This is a genomic window from Ornithinicoccus hortensis, assembly GCF_006716185.1.
In the GTDB taxonomy this organism is placed as follows: domain Bacteria; phylum Actinomycetota; class Actinomycetes; order Actinomycetales; family Dermatophilaceae; genus Ornithinicoccus; species Ornithinicoccus hortensis.
The window spans coordinates 1985010-2008945 of sequence record NZ_VFOP01000001.1; the positions used below are offsets into that span (position 1 = coordinate 1985010).

Here is a 23936-nt window from a genome sequence, read left to right on the forward strand (position 1 = left end):
CCTCAGGCGGCGGACCCGTTGCTGCTGCCCGCGGGTGCCCCGGACAGCAGCACGGCATACGCCCGCTGGGACAGGAAGGCCAGCGGCGGCACGATCTCGAAGGCCTCGGTGAGCAGCTCGGCGGCCCGGTCGATCCGGTCGTCGGCCGTGGCGAGGCGGCGGCGCAGGGTCGCGGCCTCCTCGCCGACGACGCGGGCGATCAGCAGCGGGCCGACGGTCGGCCCCTCGGCGAGCCGGACCCCGTGGTGGGCCCACTGCCAGACCTGCATCCGCGCCAACTCGACGGTGCCGAAGTCCTCCAGGTGTCCCTCGATGACACAGGTGCCCTGGCCGGACAACCAGCCGGTCAGGAAGGTGAGCGAGGCCCGGATGTTGTAGCGCAGGCCGCTCAGCGTCGCGGTGCCCGGGAGCTTGCTGATGTCGCGCAGCGCCTCCCCGTCGACCACGACCGGGCCGGTGTGGTCCGGGAGGTCGTGGGACCCGACCTGCTCGAAGGCCTCGCGGGCCACCGGGACCAGGGCCGGGTGCAGCACCCAGGCGCCGGCAAACCCCTGGCGGGCCTCGCGCAGCTTGTCGCGGCGGACCCGGGCCCCCGCGCGCAGCGTGGCCTCCTCGAACGGGCCGCCCGGCACGTCGGCCACCGGTCCGCCGATGGCGAGGAGGCCGCGGCGCCCACACGTGCGCACGATGAGGTCGGTGTAGCTGCGCAGGAACCGGGTGTTCATGGTGAACGAGTCGCGGTCCGGCACCACCTGGTCCGGCCGCGTGGCATAGGTGCGCAGGTGGGAGAAGACGTAGTCCCAGCGGCCGGCCGCCAGGGCGGTCACCCGGTGCCGCAGGGCGTGCACGATCTCCTCCAGCTGGTATGCCGCCTGGACCGTCTCGACGAGCACGCTCACCCGGACGCTGTGCGCCGGGAGGTCGAGCAGTTCCTCGGCGCGGGTGAGCAGCGCGTCCCACCAGGTCGCCTCGGCATGGGACTCCAGCTTCGGTAGGTACAGGTGCGGGGTGCGCCCGGCCTCCAGCAGCGGACGGGCGCAGTGCGCGAGGAACAACCCGACGTCGGCGACCGGCGCACTCACCGGGGCCCCGTCGTGCTGCAGGTGCCCCTCGTCCAGGTGCAGGCCGCGGGGCCGCACGACGAGGGCCGGTGAGGGCTGGTCCGCCTCCGGCGCGGTGGCGACGCCCGCGAGCACCCGCTGGGCGGCGACGAGCCGGTCCCAGGTGGGGACCAGCCCGTCCTCCAGGTCGGCCACCCAGGTGTCGGCACCGCTGGACAGCGCCGCCCGGGCGTCGGCCTCGGTGGCGGGGGAGCAGAGCTCGACCTGCCGCCGGGGAAGGTCGTCGGGGGCCGGTGCGGCCCGCCACGTGGCGTCCTCGCGGATGGACGCCGTGGCGGGATCCACCGCCAACTCACCCCCCGCGAGGACCGAACGGGCCAGGTCCTTGCGGGCCCGGAGCAGGTCCGCCCGACCGGACCTGGACGCCGCCTCGAGCCCGGCCAGGACGTGCCTGGTCGGCCCGTCCAACAGGTCGGTCGCCCGGTCGGTGCCGGGTGCGGCGAGGTTCAGGTCCGGTCGGTCCATGGGGATCTCCTCACGGTGGGTGGGTCGGCGGGGTGGGTCCGCTGCGGGGACCCGGTGGGCGGCTTAGTGGAACTGCTCGGTCTCGGTGGACCCGGACAGAGCGGTGGTGGCGCTGTCCGGGTTGATCACCTTGCTGACCTCGTCGAAGTAGCCGGTGCCGACCTCGGCCTGGTGCTTCACCGCGGTGTAGCCCTGGGCCGCGGCCGCGAACTCGCGCTCCTGCAGCTCCACGTAGGCCGACATGCCGGTCCGCGCGTAGCCGTGGGCCAGGTCGAACATCGAGTGGTTCAGCGCGTGGAAGCCGGCCAGGGTGATGAACTGGAACTTGTAGCCCAGCGCGCCCAGCTCGTCCTGGAAGGCGGCGATCTCGGTGTCGTCCAGGGCGGACTTCCAGTTGAACGACGGCGAGCAGTTGTAGGCCAGCATCTGGTCCGGGAAGTCCTTGTGCAGCTCCTGCGCGAACTCGCGGGCCAGGCCCAGGTCGGGCTTGCCGGTCTCCACCCAGATCAGGTCGGCGTAGGGCGCGTAGGCCTTGGCGCGGGCCAGCACCGGCTCGATGCCGTTGCGCACCCGGAAGAAGCCCTCGGCGGTGCGCTCGCCGGTGGTGAACTCCTGGTCGATCGGGTCGACGTCGCTGGTGAGCAGGTCCGCGGCCAGCGCGTCGGTCCGGGCGATCACCAGGCTGGGGACGCCGAGCACGTCGGCGGCCAGCCGGGCCGAGGTCAGGGTCCGCACGTGCTGCTGGGTCGGGACCAGCACCTTGCCCCCCAGGTGACCGCACTTCTTCTCGGACGCGAGCTGGTCCTCCCAGTGGACCCCGGCGGCACCCGCGGCGATCATCGACTTCATCAGCTCGAAGGCGTTCAGCGGGCCGCCGAAGCCGGCCTCGGCGTCGGCCACGATCGGGGCGAAGTAGTCGGTGTCGGTCTCCCCGTTGGACCAGGCGATCTGGTCGGCACGCTGGAGCGCGTTGTTGATCCGGCGCACCACGGCCGGGACCGAGTTCGCCGGGTAGAGGCTCTGGTCCGGGTAGGTCTGGCCGGCCAGGTTGGCGTCGGCGGCGACCTGCCAGCCGGACAGGTAGATGGCCTCGAGCCCGGCCCGCACCTGCTGCACCGCCTGGTTGCCGGTGAGCGCCCCGAGGGAACGCACGAACGGCTTGGTGCGCAGCGCCTCCCACAGCCGCTCGGCACCGCGCCGGGCCAGGGTGTGCTCCTCCACCACCGAGCCGCGCAGCCGCACCACGTCCTCGGCGGAGTAGCGCCGGTCGATGCCCGCCCACCGGGGGTCGTTGATCCACTGCTGACGCAGCTCCTCGGCCTGCTGGGCGAACGGCTCCTGGCCGGGCTGGGTGCCCTGGGTCGGCTCCGTTGTCTGCTCGGTGATGGTCATGGGTCCTCCTGTGTGGTTCTCCCCGGGTCGGGAAGATCGGTGAATCGCCTGGTTCTCCACACACTGAGCCACGTTTCGGGTCGATCACCCCGGAAACTCCTGTCAATTTTCTGGCTTCTTGCGCTAGCGTGACGGACATGAGCATCGAGGCGGCCCCGGGCCGGTTGTTGCCGTTCGTGCCGGACGGGGCGGTGGCCGAGGAGTCCACCGCGCCCGACGGCGCCCCCGACCCGCTGGCGCTCGGTCGCCGGCTGCGGCACTTCCGCCAGCAGCGGGGGATGACGCTGGCCGACCTGGCCGGCGCCGTCGACCTGTCGCCGTCGGCGTTGTCGCTGATCGAGAACGGCAAGCGGGAAGCCCGGCTGTCCGTGCTGGGTCGCGTCGCCTCCGCGCTCGGCGTCCAGCTGGGCGACCTGCTCTCCGGGGCGGCCCCGTCCCGGCGCGCCTCGCTGGAGGTGAAGTGGGAGCGGGCCCAGCGCTCCCCGGGGTTCGAGGCGCTGGGGATCCCCTCGGTCAAGGCCGGTCCCGGCCTGCCGACCGACGCGCTGGAGGCCCTCGTCGGGCTGCACGAGACGGTGACCTCGTTGCAGCGGCAGCGCGCCGCGACCCCCGAGTACGCCCGGCTGGCCAACAGCGACCTGCGCCGACGGATGCGCCAGGCGGACAACTACTTCCCCGAGATCGAGGCGGAGGCGAGCCGGTTGCTCCGCGCGATCGACTACGCCGGCGGTCCGGTGACCCGGTCGGAGGTGGACCGGATCGCCGCGCACATCGGGTTCACCGTGGTGCCCACCGACGGTCTGCCACCGTCCACCCGGACGGTGTCCGACCTGGCCAACCACCGGATCTACCTGCCGCACCCCAAGCCCGGCGGGCGGGACGGGCGCGGGCTGGCACTGCAGGCGGTGGGCCACCTGGTGCTGGGGCACGAGCCGCCCCGCGACTACGCCGAGTTCCTGGCCCAGCGGGTCGAGATCAACTACTTCGCCGCGGCGGTGCTGCTGCCGGAGACCAGCGCCGTGCCGATGCTGCAGCGGGCCAAGGCCGCCCGGGACATCGCCATCGAGGACCTGCGGGACGGGTATGCCGTGTCCTACGAGACGGCCGCCCACCGGTTCACCAACCTGGCCACCCGGCACCTGGGACTGCCCGTGCACTTCATGCGGATCAGCAGCGACGGGGTCATCTACAAGGCCTACGAGAACGACGGCGTGCGCTTCCCGATGGACGACACCGGCGCCATCGAGGGTGCGCGGGTCTGCCGGCACTGGACCGCCCGGGTGGTCTTCGACCAGCCGGGTGGCGATGCCTACCAGCAGTACACGGACACCGGCCGCGGCAGCACCTACTGGTGCACCGCCATCGTCGAGCAGACCGCCGCCGGCCGGTTCTCGGTCAGCGTCGGGGTGCCCTACGCCCATGTCAAGTGGATGCGGGGCAGGGACACCGACGCGCGGGGAGCATCCCGGTGCCCGGACCCCTCCTGCTGCGCGACGCCGCCGGAGGCGCTGGCCCGGGCGTGGTCGGGGCAGGTGTGGCCGAGTGCCAGGGCCCACTCTCACCTGCTCGCGGTGATGCCGCCCGGGGTCTTCCCGGGTGTCGACGAGACCGAGGTGCTGCAGTTCGTCGCCGACCACGCACCGGAGTAGGTCCGGCGCCGAGGATCTGGCACAATACCCGGGTACCCATCTGCCGTGGCCCCTCTCACCGCGGTCGGATGTGTCCATCTGCAGCGGTCGCTCCACGCGTGTTTTCCCCACGTGGGACGGCGTCCGCTCACCCAGACCAAGAATGAGGAGACACCGCACACGTGGCTGTCAAGATCCGCCTGAAGCGCATGGGCAAGATCCGTGCACCGTTCTACCGCGTCGTCGTGGCCGACTCGCGCACCAAGCGCGACGGCCGTGCGATCGAGGAGATCGGCAAGTACCACCCGACCGCCGAGCCCTCGTTGATCGAGATCGACTCCGAGCGCGCCCAGCACTGGCTGTCCGTCGGCGCCCAGCCGACCGAGCAGGTCATGGCGCTGCTGAAGGTCACCGGCGACTGGCAGAAGTTCAAGGGTGAGCCGGGTGCCGAGGGCACCCTGAAGTTCGCCGAGCCGCGCCCCGACAAGAAGGCGCTGTACGAGGCCGCCCTCGCCGCTGCCGGCGGGGACGACTCCGGGTCCTCCGCGACCACCCCGAAGAAGAGCCGCAAGGCCGAGGAGCCCAAGGCCGACAAGCCGAAGGCCGAGGAGGCCAAGGCGGAGGAGCCGAAGGCCGACGCCAAGGCCGAGGAGCCCGCTGCCGCGGCGACCGACGGTGGCTTCGGCCCCGACTCGGCCCCGGCGACCGAGGACGGCTCGGCCCCCGAGGGTTTCACCGTCAAGGGCAACAAGGACTCGATGAAGTACCACACCGAGGGCTCGCAGTGGTATGACGCCACCGTCGCCGAGGTGTGGTTCCGCTCCGCCGAGGCCGCCGCCGCGGCCGGGTTCGAGCCCGCCGGTGGCGCCGCCGCCCAGGGCGCGGACGCCGGTGCCGACCTGGGCTCCGCGAAGTCCGAGGACTGACCCGTGCTGGAGGAGGCCCTGGAGCACCTGGTCAAGGGCATCGTCGACCATGACGGCGACGTCGTCGTGCGTCGCAAGAACGTCCGGTACGGCGACGTCCTCGAAGTCCGGGTCCACCCCGAGGACCTCGGCCGGGTGATCGGCCGCCGCGGCCGCACCGCCAGCGCCCTGCGCACCGTGATGGGTGCGCTGTCCGGTGGGGACAACGTGCGGGTCGACATCGTCGACACCGACCGGCTCCGCTAGGCCAGGCCCAACGCACCACCCACTCAGGAGGGGTATGTCGCAGCGCCAGCTGTCGGCATACCCCTCCTGAGCCGTTTCTCCCCACAAGTCCCCGATCGTCCGTCGCCCAGGAGGCCCCGTGTACGTCGCAGCCCGGATCGGCAAGGCCCACGGCCTGCGTGGTGAGGTCACCGTGCAGGTGCACACCGACGACCCCCAGGGTCGGTTCCTGGTGGGCGCGGAGTTCGCGACGGAGTCCCCCTCCGGTGCAGCGGGGGAGCCGCTGGTGCTGCGCAGCGTGCGGGTGCACCAGGGCACCTACCTCCTCGGCTTCGAGGGGATCCCGGACCGGACCGCGGCCGAGGCGCTGCGCAACACCCGCCTGCTGCTGACCGACGGCGCGGCGGACGAGGACGCCGACGACGGGTGGTACGAGGAGGACCTGCTGGGGTTCACCGTGCTCGACACCGACGGCACCGAGGTCGGGACGGTGAGCGCGCTGCACCTGCGCCCGGTGCAGGACCTGCTGGAGGTGCGGCTGCCCGGCGGCGGGACCGCGCTCGTGCCATTCGTCGACGAGTTGGTGCCCGAGGTGGACGAGGACACGCGGAGGGTCGTCATCGACCCGCCCGAGGGGCTCCTCGACCTTCCCGGGTCCGACCGGCAGGAGTGAGCGTGCGGATCGACGTCGTCACGATCTTCCCGGACTACCTGGCCCCGCTGGACCTGTCGCTGATCGGGAAGGCGCGCCGGGACGGCCTCATCGACCTGGCCGTGCACGACCTGCGCGACAGCACCCACGACCGGCACCGGACCGTGGACGACACCCCCTACGGCGGCGGTGCCGGCATGGTGATGAAGCCCGAGCCCTGGGCCGAGGCCCTGGACGCCGTACTCGCCGCGGGGGCGGCCGCGTCGGTGCCGGATGGCGCCGTCCCGCACCTGGTGGTCCCCGGCCCGGGCGGGGTGCCGTTCACCCAGGCGATGGCCCGTCAGTTGGCGACCGAACCCTGGTTGGCCTTCGCATGTGGGCGCTACGAGGGGATCGACGAGCGGGTCTACGAGTACGCGGCCGAGCGGATGCCGGTCACCGTCGTCTCGCTGGGAGACTACGTGCTCAACGGCGGTGAGGTCGCCGTGCTCGCGATGGTGGAGGCGGTCGCCCGGCTGCTGCCCGGCGTCATCGGCAACGAGGCGTCGCTGGTCGAGGAGAGCCACGAGGACGGGTTGCTGGAGTACCCGGTCTACACCAAGCCGGCCTCCTGGCAGGGCCGCGACGTCCCGGCCGTGCTGCTCTCCGGGGACCACGGGGCCATCGCCCGGTGGCGGCACGAGCAGCGCCTGGAGCGCACCGCCGCGCGCCGGCCGGACCTCTTGCCGGCCGCGGCCACGCTGGCCGGGCTGGAGGAGGCCGAGGTGCGGCCCGCCGTGCCCGCCGACGCCGGGGAGATCCTGATCCTGTCCCGGGCCTGCTGGCTGCAGGAGGCGATCGACAACGACACCTTCGCGATCCCCGCCCTGCAGGAGGACGTCGAGGACGTGCGCGGCTGGATCGGGGAGTGGGACACCTGGGTGGTCCGGGCCGAGGGCCGCTTGGTCGGGGCGGTGCGCGGCCGGCAGGAGACGGGGCCGGACGGTGCGCCGGTGTGGGACGTGGGCCGGCTCATGGTCGCCCCCGACCTACAGGGGCGCGGCCTGGGGCGGGCGCTGCTGGAACTCACCGAGCGACGCGCACCCGAGGAAGTGACGGCATACGTGCTGTTCACCGGGGCCCGGTCGACGGCCAACATCCGGCGCTACAAGCGGGCGGGTTACCGCAAGGTCCCGGGCACGCCGGTCCCGGGTGCTGTGGCGATGCGCAAGGAGCGCAGGCGGACCGGCGGGGTGCCGCCGGCCTAGCCGGGACGCGCCGACTGCACGGGTCGTGCACGGTGATTCGAGGACCGGGTGGCCACAGCGCGTCCACTCGGCGCCCCGGTCAGCGGTCGCTCCAGGCGCGGGGGAGGGACTCCAGGCGCTCGAGCAGGCGCGCGGCCTCGCCCGCGCCCAGCGGCTGCGGGAAGCCGTCGACCAGGCGGACGGGCTCGGTCGTCACGTCGGTGACCCCGTCCCGGTCCAGGGTGATCGACAGGACGACCGACTCCACGCCGCGGTCCCCGTAGTAGCCGTCGAACCCGTCGAAGACGAAGTTGCCCAGGCTCCAGGCGACCAGCTGCCCGTCGTGCACCTCGATCGCCTGGAGCACGTGCGGGTGCGAGCCCAGCACCAGCGTGGCGCCCGCGTCCAGCGCCGCCCGTGCCGCCCGCCGCTGCGCCTCGTCGGGCTCGTCGGAGCCCTCGGTGCCGCTGTGCAGCAGCACCACGACGTGGTCGTGCCGGCGTGCCAGGTCGGCCACGGCGGTGCTGATCTCCTCCGGGTCCGCCCACGCGATGCCGGGGGAGGACCCGGTCGCCGTCCAGGTCGACATCGGGTAGCCGCCGGACTCCTCCGGCACGTCCGCGTAGGCCAGGAAGGCCACGGACAGCCCGTTCCGTTCCAGCACGACGGGGGCGTGCGCGGCTGCAGCGTCCGCCCCCGCCCCGACGTGCCCGATCCCCGCGGCGTCCAGCACCTCGATGGTCTGGGCCAGTCCGTCGGCGCCGAAGTCCATGGAGTGGTTGTTGGCCAGGGTGAGGACGTCGAAGCCGCCGTGCTCCAGGGTGGCGACGCTCTCGGGCGGTGCCTGGAAGGTGTAGGCCTTGGGTTCCGGTGCACCGGCGGTCCCGATGGCCGTCTCCAGGGTCCCGACCGTCAGGTCGGCCTCGTCCAGGAGGGGCTGCACCGCGACCAGCGGCGCCTCCGGCCCGTCCGAGAGGATCCGGTCACCGGCGGTCCGGCCCAGCATCAGGTCGCCGACGACGGCGAGGGAGACCACCCCGGGCTCCGGCTCCGGCTCCGACGTCGGGTCGGGCTCCGGTTCCGTCGTCGGGTTGGGCTCCGGCTCCGACGTCGGGTCGGGGTGCGCGGTGGGGCCCGGCACGGTGTCTGCGCCGGTGGACCGGGTGCCGGCGTCCGGGTCCGGACCACCGCCGCACGCGGCCAGGGTGAGTGCCCCGGCGAGCAGCAGCGCGGTCGCCGCCCCACGGCATACCGACTCGCGTGACTGACCCGGCACGATGCCTCCGCTCCGATTTCGACCTGCTGCCCCCGCTGTGGCAAACTTGATCCTTGCGTCCACGTCGGACCGAACCATCGCGCCCCTGCCACAGGGGGAAGTGTGCGACTGACCGGTGTGACGCGCCCTAACCGTAACCATCCGATGACGGATGACGACAGCCGTGGGTGACCTGTGGCACCTGCGAGAAAGCGAACGATCATGCACACGCTCGACGACCTGAACGCCGAGAGCCTGCGGGACGACATCCCGGACTTCCGCGCCGGCGACACCATCAAGGTCCACGTCAAGGTCATCGAGGGTTCGCGCTCCCGTATCCAGGTCTTCCAGGGCGTCGTGATCCGCCGCCACGGTGGTGGCATCGGTGAGACCTACACCGTGCGCAAGGTCAGCTTCGGCGTCGGCGTCGAGCGCACCTTCCCGGTGCACTCCCCGAACGTGGACAAGGTCGAGCTGGTCACCCGCGGTGACGTCCGTCGCGCCAAGCTGTACTACCTGCGCGAGCTGCGCGGCAAGGCCGCCAAGATCCGCGAGAAGCGCGAGACCCCCAGCAACTGAGTCCCCGCCGCCGGAAACATCCGGCCCGGTGACGCACGCGATGTCCACCCGATGGCCCCGGCCCGGGTGGACATCGCATTCCGGGGGCGGGTGCCCCGCCGCGGCGCGGCCCGCGGGGTCACGCGGCCACCCACAGCCCGCGGTACTAGGGTCGCTGGCAGGCCTCCCGCCACGGGGCGCCGCGAGCGGACGGACCGAGGTCCCGGACAGAGGAGACAGGACGTGACAGGTGCCACCTGAGCAACCCGAGGACCTGCCCGGGCCCGACCGGACGTCCGACGCGGACCTCCCGGAGACCGACCTCCCGGAGACCGACCTCCCGGACACGGACCCCGCCGGGACCGGGCCCGGGCCCGAGGACGAGGTCGCCGCCACCCGGCGGCCCGCCCGGCGCCGGAGGTCGGGGTTCGGGTCCTTCCTGCGCGAGGTCCTCATCGTGGGCGGGACGGCACTGGTCATCTCCTTCCTGATCAAGACCTTCGTGGTGCAGGCGTTCTGGATCCCGTCCGGCTCGATGGAGGACACCCTGATCTACGGTGACCGGGTGATGGTGGCCAAGATCCAGGCGGGGCCGACGCAGATCGAGCGCGGCGACATCGCCGTCTTCGTGGACCCGGGTGGCTGGCTGATGCACCAGGAGGTGGACACCGACCGGGGGCCCATCCTGAACCCGGTGATGGACGCCCTGGAGTTCGTGGGCCTGGCCCCCGCGGGGGAGAGCAACCACCTGATCAAACGGGTCATCGGGATGGGTGGGGACCACATCGTCTGCTGCGACGAGCAGGGCCGGATCACGGTCAACGGGGAGCCGCTGGACGAGACCTACCTCTACCCCGGTGACGAACCCAGCCTCGAGGCGTTCGACGTTGTGGTGCCGGAGGACCACTACTGGATGATGGGCGACCACCGCTCCAACTCGCGGGACTCCCGGGCCAACGACGACGGCACCGGTGCCGCCGGGTCCGTGCCGGCCGACCACATGGTCGGTCAGGCGATGGTCCTGGTGTGGCCGCTGGACCGGTGGAACTGGTTCGGCGACGGCGCCGGGGACGTGTTCGCCGACGTGCCGGCCCCGGAGGGAAGCGCGGCGCCGTGACCGTCACCCGTCGCCGCCGACCGGCCCGCCCGCCGAGCGGGAAGCCCAGCCTGCGCCTGGAACGGGCGCTGCAGCGCGAGGGCTACCCAGTGCTGGTCGGGATGGACGAGGTCGGACGGGGCGCCCTCGCCGGGCCCGTCTCGGTCGGTGTCGTCGCGATCGACGAGACCTGCCGGAGCGCCCCGCAGGGGGTCAAGGACTCCAAGCTGCTCACCCGCCCCGCCCGGGAGCGCCTGGTGCCCGCCATCCAACGCTGGTGCCTCGGCTGGGGGGTGGGTCACGCCTCGCCGGAGGAGATCGACGAGGTCGGGATCATGGCCGCCCTGCGCCTGGCCGGCCAGCGCGCCCTCGCCCACCTGCCCACCGCCCCCGACCTGGTCATCCTGGACGGCAACCACGACTGGCTCACCGACCCGTCCCGGGAGGGGCTGCTCGGCCTGCTGGACCCCGCCGTCGCTCCGCCGGTGCCGGTGCGGACCCTGATCAAGGCGGACATGACCTGCTCCTCGGTGGCCGCCGCCAGCGTGCTGGCCAAGGTGACCCGCGACAACCAGATGATCGAGAAGGCGCCGGAGCATCCGGCATACCGTTGGGAGCTGAACAAGGGGTATGCGGCCCCCGAGCACCAGGAGGCGCTGCGCACCCTGGGGCCGAGCCCGTACCACCGCCGCAGCTGGAACATCACCGGCAACGTCGTCGACCCGAGGGAGCTGAGTCAGGCATGAGTGCCGAGGACCTGGAGAAGTACGAGACCGACATGGAACTCGCGCTCTACCGCGAGTACCGCGACGTGGTGGGCCTGTTCACCCACGTGGTGGAGACCGAGCGCCGGTTCTACCTGGCCAACGAGGTCGACGTGCAGGTGCGGACCGGCAGCGGGGAGACCTGGTTCGAGGTCACCATGAGCGACGCCTGGGTGTGGGACGTCTACCGGCCGGCCCGGTTCGTCAAGAACGTGCGGGTGATCACCTTCAAGGACGTCAACGTGGAGGAACTGGCCAAGAGCGACCTCGAGATCCCCAAGGGCGGCGGTTTCCCCTCCTGATCCGCCTCCCGCGGCGCCGCTGAGGGCGCCGGCCCGGTCGTCCACAACGCCGGGCGTGGGCTCGCACCGTCCACAGGGACCCCGCCGCCGCTTCTCCTCTGCGTGCGCCGGAGGGCAGCCTCGGCGGTGGAGGTGGTCGAGGTGGCCGACGGGGGTATGCCGTACCGCGTGGCGCGGTCGGTGGGTGACTACGGCGAGCAGGTGGCGTGCCGCTACCTGGAGGACCGCGGCTACGTCGTCGTGGACCGCAACTGGCGGTGTGACCAGGGGGAGCTGGACATCGTCGCGCTGCACCGCGACACGCTGGTCTTCTGTGAGGTGAAGACGCGGCGGTCCAACCGCTACGGGTCGCCGGTTGAGGCGGTCGTCCCGGCCAAGGCGGCCCGGTTGCGCCGGCTCGCGCTGCAATGGTTGCGCGAGCACGACCTGCACCGGCGGGAGGTCCGGATCGACGTGCTGGGGGTGCTGGTCCAGCGCTCCGGTGCGGCCGAGGTCGAGCACCTCAGGGGCGTGGCCTGATGGGCCTCGGGGTCACCCGCGCGGTGGCGCTGACCGGGGTGGAGGGACACCCGGTGCGGGTCGAGGCGAACCTGGCCGACGGGCTGCCCACCTTCGTCGTCGGTGGCCTGCCCGACACCGCGTGCGCCCAGGCGCCGGACCGGGTCAAGGCCGCCGCCGGCAACTCGGGCCACCGGATCCCGGCGAGGCGCTGGACGGTGAACCTGTCCCCGGCCTCGCTGCCCAAGCACGGCTCCGGCTTCGACGTCGCCATCGCCACCGCCGTGCTGGCGGCCATGGACGTGCTGCCCACCGACCTCGTCGGCCAGGTCACCCACATCGGGGAGCTGGGGTTGGACGGGTCGGTCCGTCCGGTCCCCGGGGTGCTGCCGATGGTGATCGCCGCCGCCGCGGCCGGGGCCCGCGAGTTCGTCGTGGCGCGGGACAACGCCCGGGAGGCCGCCCTCGTGCCGGGGATCACGGTCCGGCCGGTGGCCACCCTGGGCGAACTGATCGGTCTCTACGGGGCGCTGGCCAGCGGGGCGGAGCCGGGCCTGCGGGCCGTGTCGCCCGAGGCGGAGGCACCGACGGACCTCCCGGACATGCGGGACGTGGTGGGGCAGGCCGAGGCGCGCGCCGCGCTGGAGGTCGCCGCGGCCGGACGCCACCACATGCTCCTGGTCGGCCCTCCGGGCGCGGGCAAGACGATGCTCGCCGAGCGGCTGCCGGGGCTGCTCCCCGCCCTGGACCGGCAGGAGGCGCTCGAGGTCACCTCGGTGCACTCCGTGCTGGGTGAACTGCCCGGGGCCGGTTCCCTGGTCGGCCGGGCCCCCTTCGTCGCGCCGCACCACGGTGCGTCCATGGCGTCCGTGATCGGCGGCGGCAGCGGCCGGGTGCGGCCCGGCGCGGTGTCCCGGGCCCACCGGGGTGTCCTGTTCCTGGACGAGACCCCGGAGTTCCGGCGGGACGTGCTCGACGGGATGCGCCAGCCGTTGGAGTCCGGTGAGGTGGTGATCGCGCGGGCGGACCGGCACGTGCGGCTCCCGGCGCGCTTCCAGCTGATCGCGGCCGCCAACCCCTGCCCCTGTGGCCTGGGCTACGGCAAGGGGCTGGCCTGCACCTGCACGCCCCAGGCCCGGCGCAGCTACTTCGGCAAGCTCTCCGGACCGCTGCTGGACCGGATCGACGTGCGGGTGGGCATGCTGCCGGTGTCCCGCGCCTCGCTGTCCGGGAGCGGGGGCGAGGCCAGCGCCGCGGTCGCGGCCAGGGTGCTCGGAGCCCGGGAGCGGCAGCGCCGCCGGTGGGAGGGCACCCCTTGGTCGGTGAACGCCGAGGTGCCGGGCACCTTCCTGCGCTCGGGCCGGTGGCGGTTGCCCGCCGCCGACACCCGCGACATCGACAGCGCGGTCGACCACGGGCGGCTGACCCTGCGCGGCTACGACCGGTGCCTGCGGATCGCCTGGACCGTGGCCGACCTCGCCGGTGCCGACCGGCCCCACCGGGAGCAGATCGCGCATGCCCTGGCGCTGCGCAACAGCGCGGGGGTGGCGGGATGAGCACCCGTGGGGGCACACCCTCGCCGGCTGCCGCTGAGGCGCTGGACGAGCGGATCGCGCGGGTGGCCTGGTCGCGGTTGGCCGAACCCGGGGACACCACGGCCAGGGATCTCGTGGTCCGCTACGGGATCGTCGACGGCCTGGCCGTGGCGCTGCGGGCCGGGTCGGCGAAGACCGCCAAGTACGCGCCCCGGGCCCGGGAGCTGGATCCCGTGCGGGACCTGGAGATCGCCGCCCGGTGTGACGCCCGGGTGATCACCCCGTCGGACGAGGAGTGGCCGGTCGGTCTGGACGACCTGGAGCTGCCCCCGTTCTGCCTCTATGCGCGCGGGCCGCTCGACGTGGGGGTCGCGACGACCGGAGTCGCGGTGGTCGGGTCGAGGGCGAGCACCGCTTACGGGGAGTACCTGGCCACCGAGCTGGCCGCGGGGCTGTCCGGGGCGGGGTTCGGCATCGTCTCCGGAGCGGCCTTCGGCATCGACGGGGCGGCCCACCGGGCCACCCTGGCAGTCGACGGGTCGACCATCGCGGTGCTGGCCGGTGGGGTCGACCGGCCCTACCCCGCGGCGCACGAACGGCTCCTGGCGCAGATCGCCGAGGTGGGGGCGGTGGTCAGCGAGGTCCCCCCGGGGGCGGCCCCCACCAGGGTCCGGTTCCTGCAGCGCAACCGGCTCATCGCGGCGATGACGGCCGGCACGCTGGTGGTGGAGGCAGGCCTGCGGTCGGGGGCGCGCAGCACCGCCCGGCACGCGCTGCGGCTCGGCCGTCCGCTGGGAGCGGTGCCGGGGCCGGTCACCTCGATGGCATCGGCCGGGTGCCACCAGATGGTGCGGGACGCCGAGGCGGTGCTGGTGACCGACGCGGAGGAGGCTGCCGAGCTGTTCGGCCGGATCGGGGAGCACCTGGCCACGCCGAAGCGCGGCCCGTCGCGTCCCGGCGACGACCTGGACGGCGGGGCCCAGAAGGTCCGTGCGGTGCTGCCGCAGTACCGCTCGGCCACCGTCGAGAAGCTGGCCGGGTTGGCGGGGCTGTCCGCCGCGGAGGTGCTGGCCGGACTGGGACAGCTGGAGGCTGCCGGGCTGGTGGAACGACGCCTGGACGGGTGGGGGAGGGTCCGGTGAGGACCCGCCGGATCCTGGGGACGGCGCTGCTCGTCGCCCTCGTGGTGGGGTCGCAGGGTGCCGCCGCGCCCGCACCGGCCACGGTCGGGGACGGGGCCGAGCCGGTGACCGAACCGGTGGCCGAGCCGTCGCAGAGTGGTGCGCTCATCCTCGGGTGGCTGGTGGGCGACCCCGTCCGTTTCCCGGGCGAGGTCACCGGGTTGCGGGCTCCGGACGCCGCGGTCCGCTGGTCACCCCCGCTGCCCGGACCGGTCGTCGTGGTGGACCCGTTCCGGCCTCCGGCCAAGAAGTGGCTGCCCGGGCACCGCGGGGTCGACCTGCTCGGCGCGGTCGGCAGCCCGGTGACCGCCGTGGATGACGGGGTGGTCTCCTACAGCGGGGTCATCAACGGTGTCGGGATCGTCGCGGTGCGCCACGGGCCGGACCTGCGCAGCACCTACCAGCCGGTGGAGGACCGGGTGGGGACGGGCACGGTCGTCGCCGCCGGCGACCGGGTGGGAGTCCTCGGCAGTGGCGGGCACTGTGTGCTGGTGACGTGCCTGCACCTGGGTGCCATCCGGGGGAAGGAGACGTATGTCGACCCGATGCTCTTCCTGAACGGCTGGGAGCTGTCCCTGTTGCCGACCGGCTGACTCCGGCGTGCCGGGGCGCTCTGGGCGCGCCCGCCGTGTCACGGTGGGTGCGTGAGCACCGCCTCCCGCGAGACCGCGGACGACGCGCCGGCAGGGTCAGTCGGCGAGGGAATCGTGCCGTCCGCCGTCCTGGCGGAGTACGAGCGACACCTGCGGGCCGAGAAGAACCGGTCGGAGCACACGATCCGGGCCTACCTGGGGGATGTGCGCTCGATGTCGGGGGCGTTGGCCGTGGCCGGCGTCGAGGACCTGCCGGATGTGACCCTGTCCGACCTGAGGAGCTGGCTGGGCACACTCGCCGCGTCAGGCGTCGCTGCCTCCACCATCGCCCGGCGCTCCGCGGCCGCCAAGACCTTCCTGCGCTGGGCCCACCGCACCGGACGGGTCCCCAGCGACCCGTCCGTCCGCCTCGGGACCCCGCGCCAGGCGCGTCACCTGCCGGGGGTGCTGAAGGAGTCCGAGGCCGCGGGGCTGCTCGACCTGGCGGAGGTGTCCGCGGACGACGACGACCCCGTCCACCTCAGGGACCGGGCCGCGCTCGAACTGCTCTACGCCAGCGGGATCCGGGTGGGCGAGCTGGTCGGGCTCGACCTGGAAGACCTGGACCTCACCGGGCGGGTGGCCAGGGTCCTCGGCAAGGGCAACAAGGAGCGCACGGTGCCCTTCGGCGTCCCCGCCGGACGGGCGCTCGGCGACTGGTTGAGCCGCGGCCGACCGCTGCTGGTCACGGCGGAGTCCGGACCCGCGCTGTTCCTCGGGCGCCGGGGACGACGGGTCGACCAACGCCAGATCCGCAGTGCCGTCCACGACCTGCTCGCGCACCTGCCGGACGCGCCGGACCTGGGACCCCACGGGTTGCGGCACTCCGCAGCGACCCACCTGCTCGAGGGCGGCGCCGACCTGAGGACGGTCCAGGAGATGCTGGGCCACGCCAGCCTGGCCACCACCCAGATCTACACGCACGTGTCCGTCGAGCGGCTGCGATCGGCATACCGGCAGGCGCACCCTAGGGCTTGAGGTCCCCGGCCAGGGGACGACGGGTCCTGGCGCATCCGTTCACCGGGCGTCGGAGGCAGGAGGTTCCGACCGTCCCGCGCGGTGCCAGCGGGCGAGCAGGTCCTCGGCGCGGCTGAGAACACGGTGGCGCGGGGTGGCCGCGGCGAGGTCCTCTATCCGGCATCGGAATCCGGCCTCGAGATGTGTGGCGAGCAGAGCCTCCAGCTGCGCATAACGTTCGACATCGTCGCCCATCGGTGGCGGCGCCCCGCCAGCGGCAGCCGCGCCCCACAGAAAGGCCGCATCGGACCACCGGCCGTTGGCCGCGAGTAGCTCCGCGAGCAGCCGCAGCAGAGTCCAGATTTGGTTCCACGCTGACAGCCGTCGAAGGTCAGTGATCAGGATCAGTCCGAGGGGGACGGCCTCGTCACTGGCGCCGTCCCGCACCAGTCGGGCAAACAGCGCGATCCGGGCCACCCGGGCGACCTGTTCCGCACTGACCCGCTCGGCCTCCGCGATCGCCTGACGCAGGAGCGACATCCCCGCGTCCGGGTCGGTGCGTGCCCGCACCTCTCCCGCCGCGTATTGGGCGAACGCCAGCGCGTGGTCGCTCCCGGCGGAGCAGGCGGTGAGCGCGATGGCGGCGTGTTCGCGTGCCGCAGTCAGGTCGTCGGCGTAGCAGGCGGTGAGCGCCAACGAGGCGTGGGCTTCTCCGGCCGTCTCGGGATTCCTCGCGACCTCGGTGAAGTGGCGTTGGGCTCCCCGGAGGTCTGCCGCGTACATCGCTGCCACAGCGAGGGCCAGGTATGCGGTCGTGTGGACCTCACCGGCGTCGCTCACGACCAGCGCCTCCTTGGCCAGTTCGGCGGCACGCGCGACCTCGCCGTGTTCAGCGGCGATGAAGGCGCCGGCTGCGAGGCCCGGCGCGGTCGTCGGCCCCGGGTATCGGGTGGCCGTCTCCGCCACCGCGGCCATCAGGTCGCGCACCGGCGGGCTGGGAGTCCAGTGCCAACACCGCACCAAGGTGTGGGAGAGGCCTGCAGCCAGCTCACAATCATCGGCGTCCAGGGCCCACCGCAGGGCCGACCCGATCTCCGGCGCGTGCGCCGTCAGACGGGCGCTCAGCCGGGCGCCGTCCTCGCGCGACCAGTCTTGCTGGACGCCCTCGAGCACCGTGCGCACCCAGTGGGCGTGCGCACGGTGGACGTCCGCTGCCCGCCCCGAATCAGCCAGGCGCTCAGCGGCGTAGGCCCGCACCATCGCCAACAGTCGGTACCGCACCGTTGCCGGACCCGTCGTGCCGCCCTCGACGTCGACACGGACCACGAGTGAGGACTCCACGAGCTCGCCGAGGGCACCGGAGAGGTCCTGCCCGTCCTCCCCGAGGTGCTCGATCAGACCGAGGATCGAGGGTCCATCGAGATCGCCGGCGCAGACGGACAGGCACTGCAACACCAGGCGTTCCGGTGCCCCCAACAGGCGGTAGGACCAGTCCACGACCGCATGGAGGTCGCTCCTTGTCAGGTCCCCGGGCAGGAACTCCACCACGTCGGCCACGCTGGTGGACGCCACCCGGGAGGCGGTGATCTCCAGCGCCAACGGCACACCGTCACACCACCGACACAGGTCCACGACCTGAGCCCTGTTGTCGGGGGTCAGGGTGAAGGTCGGGCGCAGGCGTCGCACGCGGTCGATGAACAGCCGCATCGACGACGTCGCCTCCTGGCGTCCGGCGCTCGTGGCGGGGTCGGGCAGTCGCAGCGGGGTCAGCGGGAGGACGCGTTCGGTCGGGACCCCGAGGCGGTGGCGGCTCGTGGCGAGGACCCTCGTGCCGGGGCACCGACGAGCGATGGTCGAGGCCAGGGTGGCGATCTCGGGGAGGACGTGCTCGCAGTTGTCCAGCACCAGGAGGTGGGGCACCGCCTCCAGGTATGCGACGAGCTCGCCCACCACTGCGGCCGAGGTCAGGTCCGGTCTTGTGCTGTCACAATCGGCAGCCGGGCGGCCGGGGTGGTCACGGTCGTGCTCACTCGTCGAACGGAGCCCAATCCGGTCCGCGACGGCGGCGATGGCCTGGTGTGCCCCCACCTGTGCCAGCTCGACCACAGTTGTCGGCAGTCCGAGCTCTCTGTGTATCCGCGGCAGTGCTTCGGCAGCGAGTCGGGACTTGCCCACGCCACCGGGGCCGGTGATCATGCTCAGCCGGTTGGCCACGACGGAGGCAGCCACGTCCGACAACTCGTCTTCGCGTCCCACGAACGCAGTCGATGTGTCCAGCCAGGCCGGCGGCGCCTCAACCGCGCGGGGCGATTTCATGGTGTGGCCGAGGATGGCCGCCTCCAGGTCCGCCAGGCCGGGTGCAGGGTCGAGCCCGAGCTCGGCGGCCAGTGTCTTCCGGTGGTTCCGGAGCAGGTCCAACGCGTCGGTCTGACGGCCGGCGTGGTACAGCGCGGTGGCCAGCACCTCCAGGGCGTGCTCCCTGAAGGGTTGGTCGACGAGCAGTTCCTGGAGCGCGGTGATGGCCGCCGCCGGGTGACCGAGCTGCAGCAGGGCGTCGGCGCGGGCCTCCACCGCCTCCATCCGCAATTGCTCCAGGGACTGGGCGACGGCGGTCGCGTAGGGGGCGTCGGCATACTCGCCGTAGGCCGGCCCGCGCCACAGGGCTAGGCCACGCTCGAGCAGGTCCGACGCCTCCAGCGGATCCGTCGACCTGGCCCGTCGGACGAGGTCGACGAACTCGTCGCCATCGACCGTCGCGAAACTGAGTCGATATCCGGCCGGCGTGAACTCGATCGACTGAGGTCCCAGCACGGTGCGGAGCCGCGACAGGACGGTGCGCAGCGCCTTGGGCGGGTTGTGCGGAACGTCGTCGCGCCACGCTGCCTCGATGAGGGCATCACGCGACACCGGCTGACCGGCATGTGCGAGCAAGCACGTCAGCACCGCCCGCTGACGGCCCGGAGGAACGACCTGCGGGCGCCCGTCGACGTGAACCTCGAGCGTGCCCAACACGCCCACACGCAGGTCAGGCATGACTCCAGTGTGCCCGACGCCCTGGTGAAACCCTGGTGAAACCCGCCTCGTGCACGGTTGTTTGATCATCAACCGAAGGAGTCATTGTGACTACGCAGACACTGGATCTTGAGAAGGTCGGCGCGTTCGCCGAGCGGGTCGGCGGCATGCTGGCCGGTGGGGCGACCGCCGCCATGATGGTCGTCGGGGACCGGACCGGGCTGTATGCCGCCCTCGCCGCGGGCGGGCCGCTCACCTCGGCCCAGCTCGCTGGGGCGACCGGTACCGCCGAACGGTATGTACGTGAGTGGTTGGCCCAGCAGGCGGCGGTCGGGTTCGTGAGTTACGACCCGGCCGACACGACCTTCACCCTCCCCCCGGAGCACGCCGCGGTGTTGGCTTCGGAGGAGTCACCTGCATCGATGATCGGGGCGGCACCGCAGATCAGCGGGATGCACCGACGCACGGACCAACTCGTCGAGGCGTTCCGCACCGGTGCCGGCATCCCGTGGGGCGAGCAGGACCCCGCCACCTTCGAGGGCACCGAAAGGTTCTTCCGGGTGGGCTACCGCAACAGCCTCGTCGGGGAGTGGATCCCCGCGCTTGGGGGTGTGCAGGCCAAGCTGGAGGCTGGGGCGCGGGTGCTGGATGTCGGCTGCGGACACGGGGCTCCACTGCTGCTGCTGGCCGGGGCGTTTCCTGCGTCGCGCTTCGTCGGATACGACAGGCACCCGGCGTCCGTGGAGACCGCCAGGCAGCGGGCGACGGAAGAGGGTGTGGCCGACCGGGTCCGGTTCGAGGCGAACGACTGCCATGGATACCCGGACCGAGGGGTCGACGTCATTACCTTCTTCGACGCCTTCCACGATCTCGGTGATCCGGTGGGCGCGGCCGCACATGCCCGGCGCTCGCTGGCCCCCGACGGCACGTTGGTGCTCGTCGAGCCTCGGTCCGAGGACGACCTGGCCGCCAACCTGACCTCGGTCCCGATGGCCGCCATTGGGTACGCCGCCTCGACCTTCCTGTGCACGGCCAACTCGCTGTCGCAACCCGTGGGCCGTGCGCTCGGCGCACTGGCCGGCGAGGCGGCCCTGCGCGAGGTGCTCACGGAGGCAGGGTTCGGCGTGGTCCGCCGCGCCACCGAGAACGACTTCCACATGGTCATCGAGGCCCGGCCCTAACGGGGGTGCAGGTCCCGCTCCGGGGTCAGCCGGCTCGTCCGGCGAGGCGGCCCAGGCGCCTGGCGGCCTCCTGGAGGACCTCTTCCTGCTTGCAGAAGGCGAACCGGACCAGGGTCTTCACCGACTCCTTGTCGTCGCAGAAGACTGACACGGGCACCCCCACGACCCCGATCTCCTCGGGCATCCGGCGGCAGAAGTCCACCGCGTCGGTCGCTCCGAGCGGGGCGACGTCGGCGATCGCGAAGTAGGTCCCGTGGCACGGGGCCACCTCCAGGCCCACGCCGGTGAGCGCCTCGACCAGGACGTCCCGCTTGTGCTCCATCGAGTCGGCGAGCCCGGTGAAGAACTCGTCCGGCAGCTCGAGCCCCAGGGCGATGGCGGGCTGGAACGGTCCGCTCGCGACGAAGGTCAGGAACTGCTTGACCCCCTTGATCGCCGTGACCACCTCGGCCGGTCCGTGCAGCCAGCCGACCTTCCACCCGGTGGCCGAGAAGGTCTTGCCGCCCGAGGAGATCGTGATGGTGCGCTCGGCCAACCCCGGCAGCGTCGCCGGCGGGATGTGCTGCAGGCCGTCGAAGGCCATGTGCTCGTAGACCTCGTCGCTGACCAGCCAGGCGCCGTGCTCGGCGGCGAGCCGCCCGACCAGTTCGATCTCCTCGCGAGAGAACACCTTGCCGGTCGGGTTGTGCGGCGAGTTCAGCAGCACCATCCGGGTGCGGTCGGAGAACGCGGCCCGCAGCTCCTCCTCGTCGATGGACAGGTCGGGGAACCGCAGCCGGACGGTGCGACGGGTGGCACCGGCCAGGGCGACGGTCGCGGCGTACGAGTCGAAGTAGGGCTCGAAGGTGACCACCTCGTCACCCGGCTCGCACAGCGCCAGGACGGTCGCCGCGATCGCCTCCGTCGCACCCACGGTGACGAGGACCTCGGTGTCCGGGTCGACCTCCAGACCGTAGAAGCGCCGCTGGTGGTCGGCGATCGCGCGGCGCAGCACCGGCATGCCGGGCGCCGGTGGGTACTGGTTGAGCCCGCCGTCGATGGCGTCCTTGGCCGCCTGGAGCACCTCCGGCGGGGCATCGGTGTCGGGGAAGCCCTGGCCCAGGTTGACGGCGTCGAACTGCAGGGCCCGCTGGGTCATCTCCGAGAAGATGGTCTCGCCGAAGCCGGCGAAGCGGGAGATCAGGTAGGGGTTCTCTGGGGTGGCCACGGGGCGAGCGTAACGGCCGGGGGTGTCCCGCCGTCCGGCAGCCCGTGGCGATTTCGTGCCTGCGCCCGCGAGTCGTAGGATGGGACGCACGTGTGGTGTGTCCGGACCCCGGTCCGGCTCGCCAGACGAATTCGCGCACGAGCCTTCCGTCACCGTGACGGGGCGCGCCCCGCGGTCCCGGACCTGTTCGCAGCCCGGGTGGGGAGCGTCGCCCGTGCCAGGACCAAACCGTCACCCATAGAAAGCGAGACCTCGGCATGGCCGTCGTCACCATGCGCCAGCTCCTGGAGAGCGGCGTCCACTTCGGGCACCAGACCCGTCGCTGGAACCCCAAGATGAAGCGCTTCATCATGACCGAGCGCAACGGCATCTACATCATCGACCTGCAGCAGTCGCTGAACTACCTGAACGAGGCGTACGACTTCGTCAAGCAGACCGTGGCGCACGGCGGCACGATCCTGTTCGTCGGCACCAAGAAGCAGGCGCAGGAGTCCGTCGCCGAGCAGGCGACCCGGGTCGGGATGCCGTATGTGAACCACCGTTGGCTCGGTGGCATGCTCACCAACTTCCAGACCGTGTCCAAGCGGCTGACCCGTCTGAAGGAGCTCGAGGAGATCGACTTCGACGACGTGGCCGGTTCCTCGCACACGAAGAAGGAACTGCTCATGATGCGCCGCGAGATGGAGAAGCTCGAGCGCGCCCTGGGCGGTATCCGCGACATGGCCCGGGTCCCCTCGGCCGTGTGGGTCGTCGACACCAAGAAGGAGCACCTGGCCGTCACCGAGGCCCGCAAGCTCGGCGTCCCGGTCATCGCGATCCTGGACACCAACTGCGACCCGGACGAGGTCGACTACAAGGTCCCCGGCAACGACGACGCGATCCGCTCGGTCGCCCTGCTCACCCGCGTGATCGCGGACGCCGTGGCCGAGGGCCTGATCGCCCGCTCCTCCGGCGGCACCGCCGAGGAGGGCTCGGCCAACGCCGAGCCGATGGCCGAGTGGGAGCGCGAGCTGCTCGCCGGTTCTCAGGAGGCCCCGGCCGCCGAGACCGCCGAGGCTCCGGCCGCTGAGGCTCCGGCTGCGGAGGCCACCGAGGCCCCCGCTGCTGAGACCACCGAGGCCCCGGCCACCGAGGCCCCCGCTGCTGAGACCACCGAGGCCCCGGCCGCGGAGGCCGCCGAGACCCCGGCCGCCGACCAGGCCTGAGCGACCGCAGACTCCCCTTCCCTTCGCAGACCACTAAGGAGCGAACCCGCATAATGGCGAACTACACCGCCGCCGACATCAAGGCCCTGCGCGAGCAGACCGGTGCCGGCATGATGGATGTCAAGAAGGCACTGGACGAGGCCGACGGCGACAGCACCAAGGCCGCCGAGATCCTGCGCGTCAAGGGCCTGAAGGGCGTCACCAAGCGTGAAGGCCGCTCGGCCTCCAACGGCCTGGTGGCCGCCCACGTCGACGGTGGCACCGGCACCCTGCTCGAGATCAACTGCGAGACCGACTTCGTCGCCAAGGGCGAGAAGTTCGGCGCGCTGGCCGACAAGGTCCTGGCCCAGGCCGTGGCCGTCGGCGCCACCGACGCCGAGAGCCTGCTGGCCTCCGAGCTGGACGGCCAGAAGGTCAGCGACGTGATCGACGCGGCCAACGCGGCCATCGGCGAGAAGATCGAGATCCGCCGCGTGGCCCGGCTCGAGGGCGCGAACGTCGTGTCCTACCTGCACAAGACCAGCCCCGACCTGCCGGCGCAGATCGGTGTGCTGATCTCCACCGAGGGCGGCGACGAGCAGCTCGCCCGCGACATCGCCATGCACGTGGCCGCGTTCAGCCCCACGGTGCTGACCCGCGACGAGGTCGACAGCACGACGGTGGAGAACGAGCGCCGCATCGCCGAGGAGACCGCTCGCGAGGAGGGCAAGCCCGAGCAGGCGCTGCCCAAGATCATCGAGGGTCGGGTCAACGGCTTCTTCAAGGAGAACGTGCTGCTCGACCAGCCGTTCGCCAAGGACCCGAAGAAGTCCGTGGCCCAGGTCGCCCAGGACGGCGGCGCGCAGGTGCAGGCCTTCGCCCGCTTCAAGGTCGGCGTCTGAGCAGGCACCACTGCCGTATGCCGTGAGGCCGGGTCCC

The 23936-nt window shown here is 72.5% G+C and carries 21 protein-coding genes and 2 pseudogenes; 18 read left to right on the forward strand and 5 right to left on the reverse strand.

From position 1 onward, the window contains the following. Window positions 1-2: 2 nt before the first annotated feature. Together FB467_RS09235 and aceA are read right to left on the reverse strand one after the other, a co-directional pair. Complete coding sequence (locus tag FB467_RS09235; RefSeq protein WP_141784838.1) at window positions 3-1586, reverse strand: aldolase/citrate lyase/malate synthase family protein; 1584 nt, start codon at window positions 1584-1586, stop codon at window positions 3-5. 63 nt (window positions 1587-1649) lie between these two features. After that, window positions 1650-2978: an isocitrate lyase gene (aceA, locus tag FB467_RS09240; RefSeq protein WP_141784839.1), complete on the reverse strand. Its 1329-nt coding sequence runs from the start codon at window positions 2976-2978 to the stop codon at window positions 1650-1652. Between the two features lie 137 nt (window positions 2979-3115). Here aceA and FB467_RS09245 point away from each other — a divergent pair, with 137 nt between their 5' ends. The 6 genes and pseudogenes from FB467_RS09245 (at window position 3116) to trmD (ending at window position 7656) form a co-directional block, all read left to right on the forward strand. Further along, a complete protein-coding gene (locus tag FB467_RS09245; RefSeq protein WP_141784840.1) occupies window positions 3116-4627 on the forward strand; it encodes a helix-turn-helix domain-containing protein in 1512 nt (503 codons plus the stop codon). A gap of 161 nt (window positions 4628-4788) precedes the next feature. Continuing rightward, window positions 4789-5274 (forward strand): annotated as a pseudogene (gene rpsP, locus FB467_RS19310) (30S ribosomal protein S16); the annotation flags it as partial. An 81-nt stretch (window positions 5275-5355) separates the two neighbouring features. After that, window positions 5356-5532 (forward strand): annotated as a pseudogene (locus tag FB467_RS19575) (sunset domain-containing protein); the annotation flags it as partial. A 3-nt stretch (window positions 5533-5535) separates the two neighbouring features. Then, window positions 5536-5778: an RNA-binding protein gene (locus FB467_RS09255; RefSeq protein ID WP_141784842.1), complete on the forward strand. Its 243-nt coding sequence runs from the start codon at window positions 5536-5538 to the stop codon at window positions 5776-5778. Between the two features lie 118 nt (window positions 5779-5896). Continuing rightward, entirely contained in the window at window positions 5897-6430 is a 534-nt protein-coding gene (rimM, locus tag FB467_RS09260) for a ribosome maturation factor RimM (protein WP_141784843.1), read from the forward strand. Between the two features lie 2 nt (window positions 6431-6432). Then, window positions 6433-7656 (forward strand): tRNA (guanosine(37)-N1)-methyltransferase TrmD, encoded by a 1224-nt coding sequence (gene trmD / locus FB467_RS09265; RefSeq protein WP_141784844.1) that lies wholly within the window; start codon window positions 6433-6435, stop codon window positions 7654-7656. Window positions 7657-7735: 79 nt separating this feature from the next. Here the strand turns inward: trmD and FB467_RS09270 are convergent, their stop codons facing one another. Then, on the reverse strand, window positions 7736-8911 hold the full coding sequence (locus tag FB467_RS09270; RefSeq protein ID WP_170230642.1) for a CapA family protein: 1176 nt from the start codon (window positions 8909-8911) through the stop codon (window positions 7736-7738). A 201-nt stretch (window positions 8912-9112) separates the two neighbouring features. Between FB467_RS09270 and rplS the strand changes: the two genes are divergently transcribed. The 9 genes from rplS (at window position 9113) to FB467_RS09320 (ending at window position 16434) form a co-directional block, all read left to right on the forward strand. Further along, the gene (rplS, locus tag FB467_RS09280; protein ID WP_141784846.1) at window positions 9113-9469 is read left to right on the forward strand and encodes a 50S ribosomal protein L19; all 357 of its coding nucleotides are present in this window, start codon (window positions 9113-9115) and stop codon (window positions 9467-9469) included. A gap of 229 nt (window positions 9470-9698) precedes the next feature. Further along, the gene (gene lepB, locus FB467_RS09285; RefSeq protein WP_228393368.1) at window positions 9699-10565 is read left to right on the forward strand and encodes a signal peptidase I; all 867 of its coding nucleotides are present in this window, start codon (window positions 9699-9701) and stop codon (window positions 10563-10565) included. Beyond that, window positions 10562-11290 carry a ribonuclease HII gene (locus tag FB467_RS09290; RefSeq protein WP_228393369.1) on the forward strand — a complete coding sequence of 243 codons (729 nt, stop codon included), beginning with the start codon at window positions 10562-10564 and terminating at the stop codon, window positions 11288-11290. The genes lepB and FB467_RS09290 overlap by 4 nt, the downstream gene beginning before the upstream one ends. Continuing rightward, a complete protein-coding gene (locus FB467_RS09295; protein WP_141784847.1) occupies window positions 11287-11610 on the forward strand; it encodes a DUF2469 domain-containing protein in 324 nt (107 codons plus the stop codon). Before FB467_RS09290 ends, FB467_RS09295 begins: the two co-directional genes overlap by 4 nt. A 126-nt stretch (window positions 11611-11736) precedes the next feature. Then, window positions 11737-12129, forward strand: coding sequence for a YraN family protein (locus tag FB467_RS09300; protein WP_425325831.1), 393 nt, complete (start codon window positions 11737-11739; stop codon window positions 12127-12129). Further along, a complete protein-coding gene (locus FB467_RS09305) occupies window positions 12129-13664 on the forward strand; it encodes a YifB family Mg chelatase-like AAA ATPase (RefSeq protein WP_141784848.1) in 1536 nt (511 codons plus the stop codon). The genes FB467_RS09300 and FB467_RS09305 overlap by 1 nt, the downstream gene beginning before the upstream one ends. Continuing rightward, a complete protein-coding gene (gene dprA / locus FB467_RS09310; RefSeq protein WP_141784849.1) occupies window positions 13661-14785 on the forward strand; it encodes a DNA-processing protein DprA in 1125 nt (374 codons plus the stop codon). The genes FB467_RS09305 and dprA overlap by 4 nt, the downstream gene beginning before the upstream one ends. Continuing rightward, window positions 14782-15417, forward strand: coding sequence for a M23 family metallopeptidase (locus FB467_RS09315; RefSeq protein WP_170230644.1), 636 nt, complete (start codon window positions 14782-14784; stop codon window positions 15415-15417). The genes dprA and FB467_RS09315 overlap by 4 nt, the downstream gene beginning before the upstream one ends. Before the next feature lie 111 nt (window positions 15418-15528). Continuing rightward, complete coding sequence (locus FB467_RS09320; protein WP_141786577.1) at window positions 15529-16434, forward strand: tyrosine recombinase XerC; 906 nt, start codon at window positions 15529-15531, stop codon at window positions 16432-16434. 39 nt (window positions 16435-16473) lie between these two features. On the opposite strand, the gene FB467_RS09325 is transcribed toward FB467_RS09320, so the two are convergent. After that, complete coding sequence (locus FB467_RS09325; RefSeq protein WP_170230646.1) at window positions 16474-19446, reverse strand: ATP-binding protein; 2973 nt, start codon at window positions 19444-19446, stop codon at window positions 16474-16476. 86 nt (window positions 19447-19532) lie between these two features. Between FB467_RS09325 and FB467_RS09330 the strand changes: the two genes are divergently transcribed. After that, entirely contained in the window at window positions 19533-20606 is a 1074-nt protein-coding gene (locus FB467_RS09330) for an SAM-dependent methyltransferase (RefSeq protein WP_211350582.1), read from the forward strand. Window positions 20607-20631: 25 nt separating this feature from the next. Here the strand turns inward: FB467_RS09330 and FB467_RS09335 are convergent, their stop codons facing one another. After that, the gene (locus FB467_RS09335; protein ID WP_425325849.1) at window positions 20632-21744 is read right to left on the reverse strand and encodes a pyridoxal phosphate-dependent aminotransferase; all 1113 of its coding nucleotides are present in this window, start codon (window positions 21742-21744) and stop codon (window positions 20632-20634) included. Between the two features lie 326 nt (window positions 21745-22070). Here FB467_RS09335 and rpsB point away from each other — a divergent pair, with 326 nt between their 5' ends. Both rpsB and tsf read left to right on the forward strand, forming a co-directional pair. After that, a complete protein-coding gene (gene rpsB, locus FB467_RS09340) occupies window positions 22071-23018 on the forward strand; it encodes a 30S ribosomal protein S2 (protein ID WP_141784853.1) in 948 nt (315 codons plus the stop codon). Between the two features lie 53 nt (window positions 23019-23071). Next, complete coding sequence (gene tsf, locus FB467_RS09345) at window positions 23072-23899, forward strand: translation elongation factor Ts (RefSeq protein WP_141784854.1); 828 nt, start codon at window positions 23072-23074, stop codon at window positions 23897-23899. The last annotated feature ends 37 nt before the right edge of the window (window positions 23900-23936 follow it).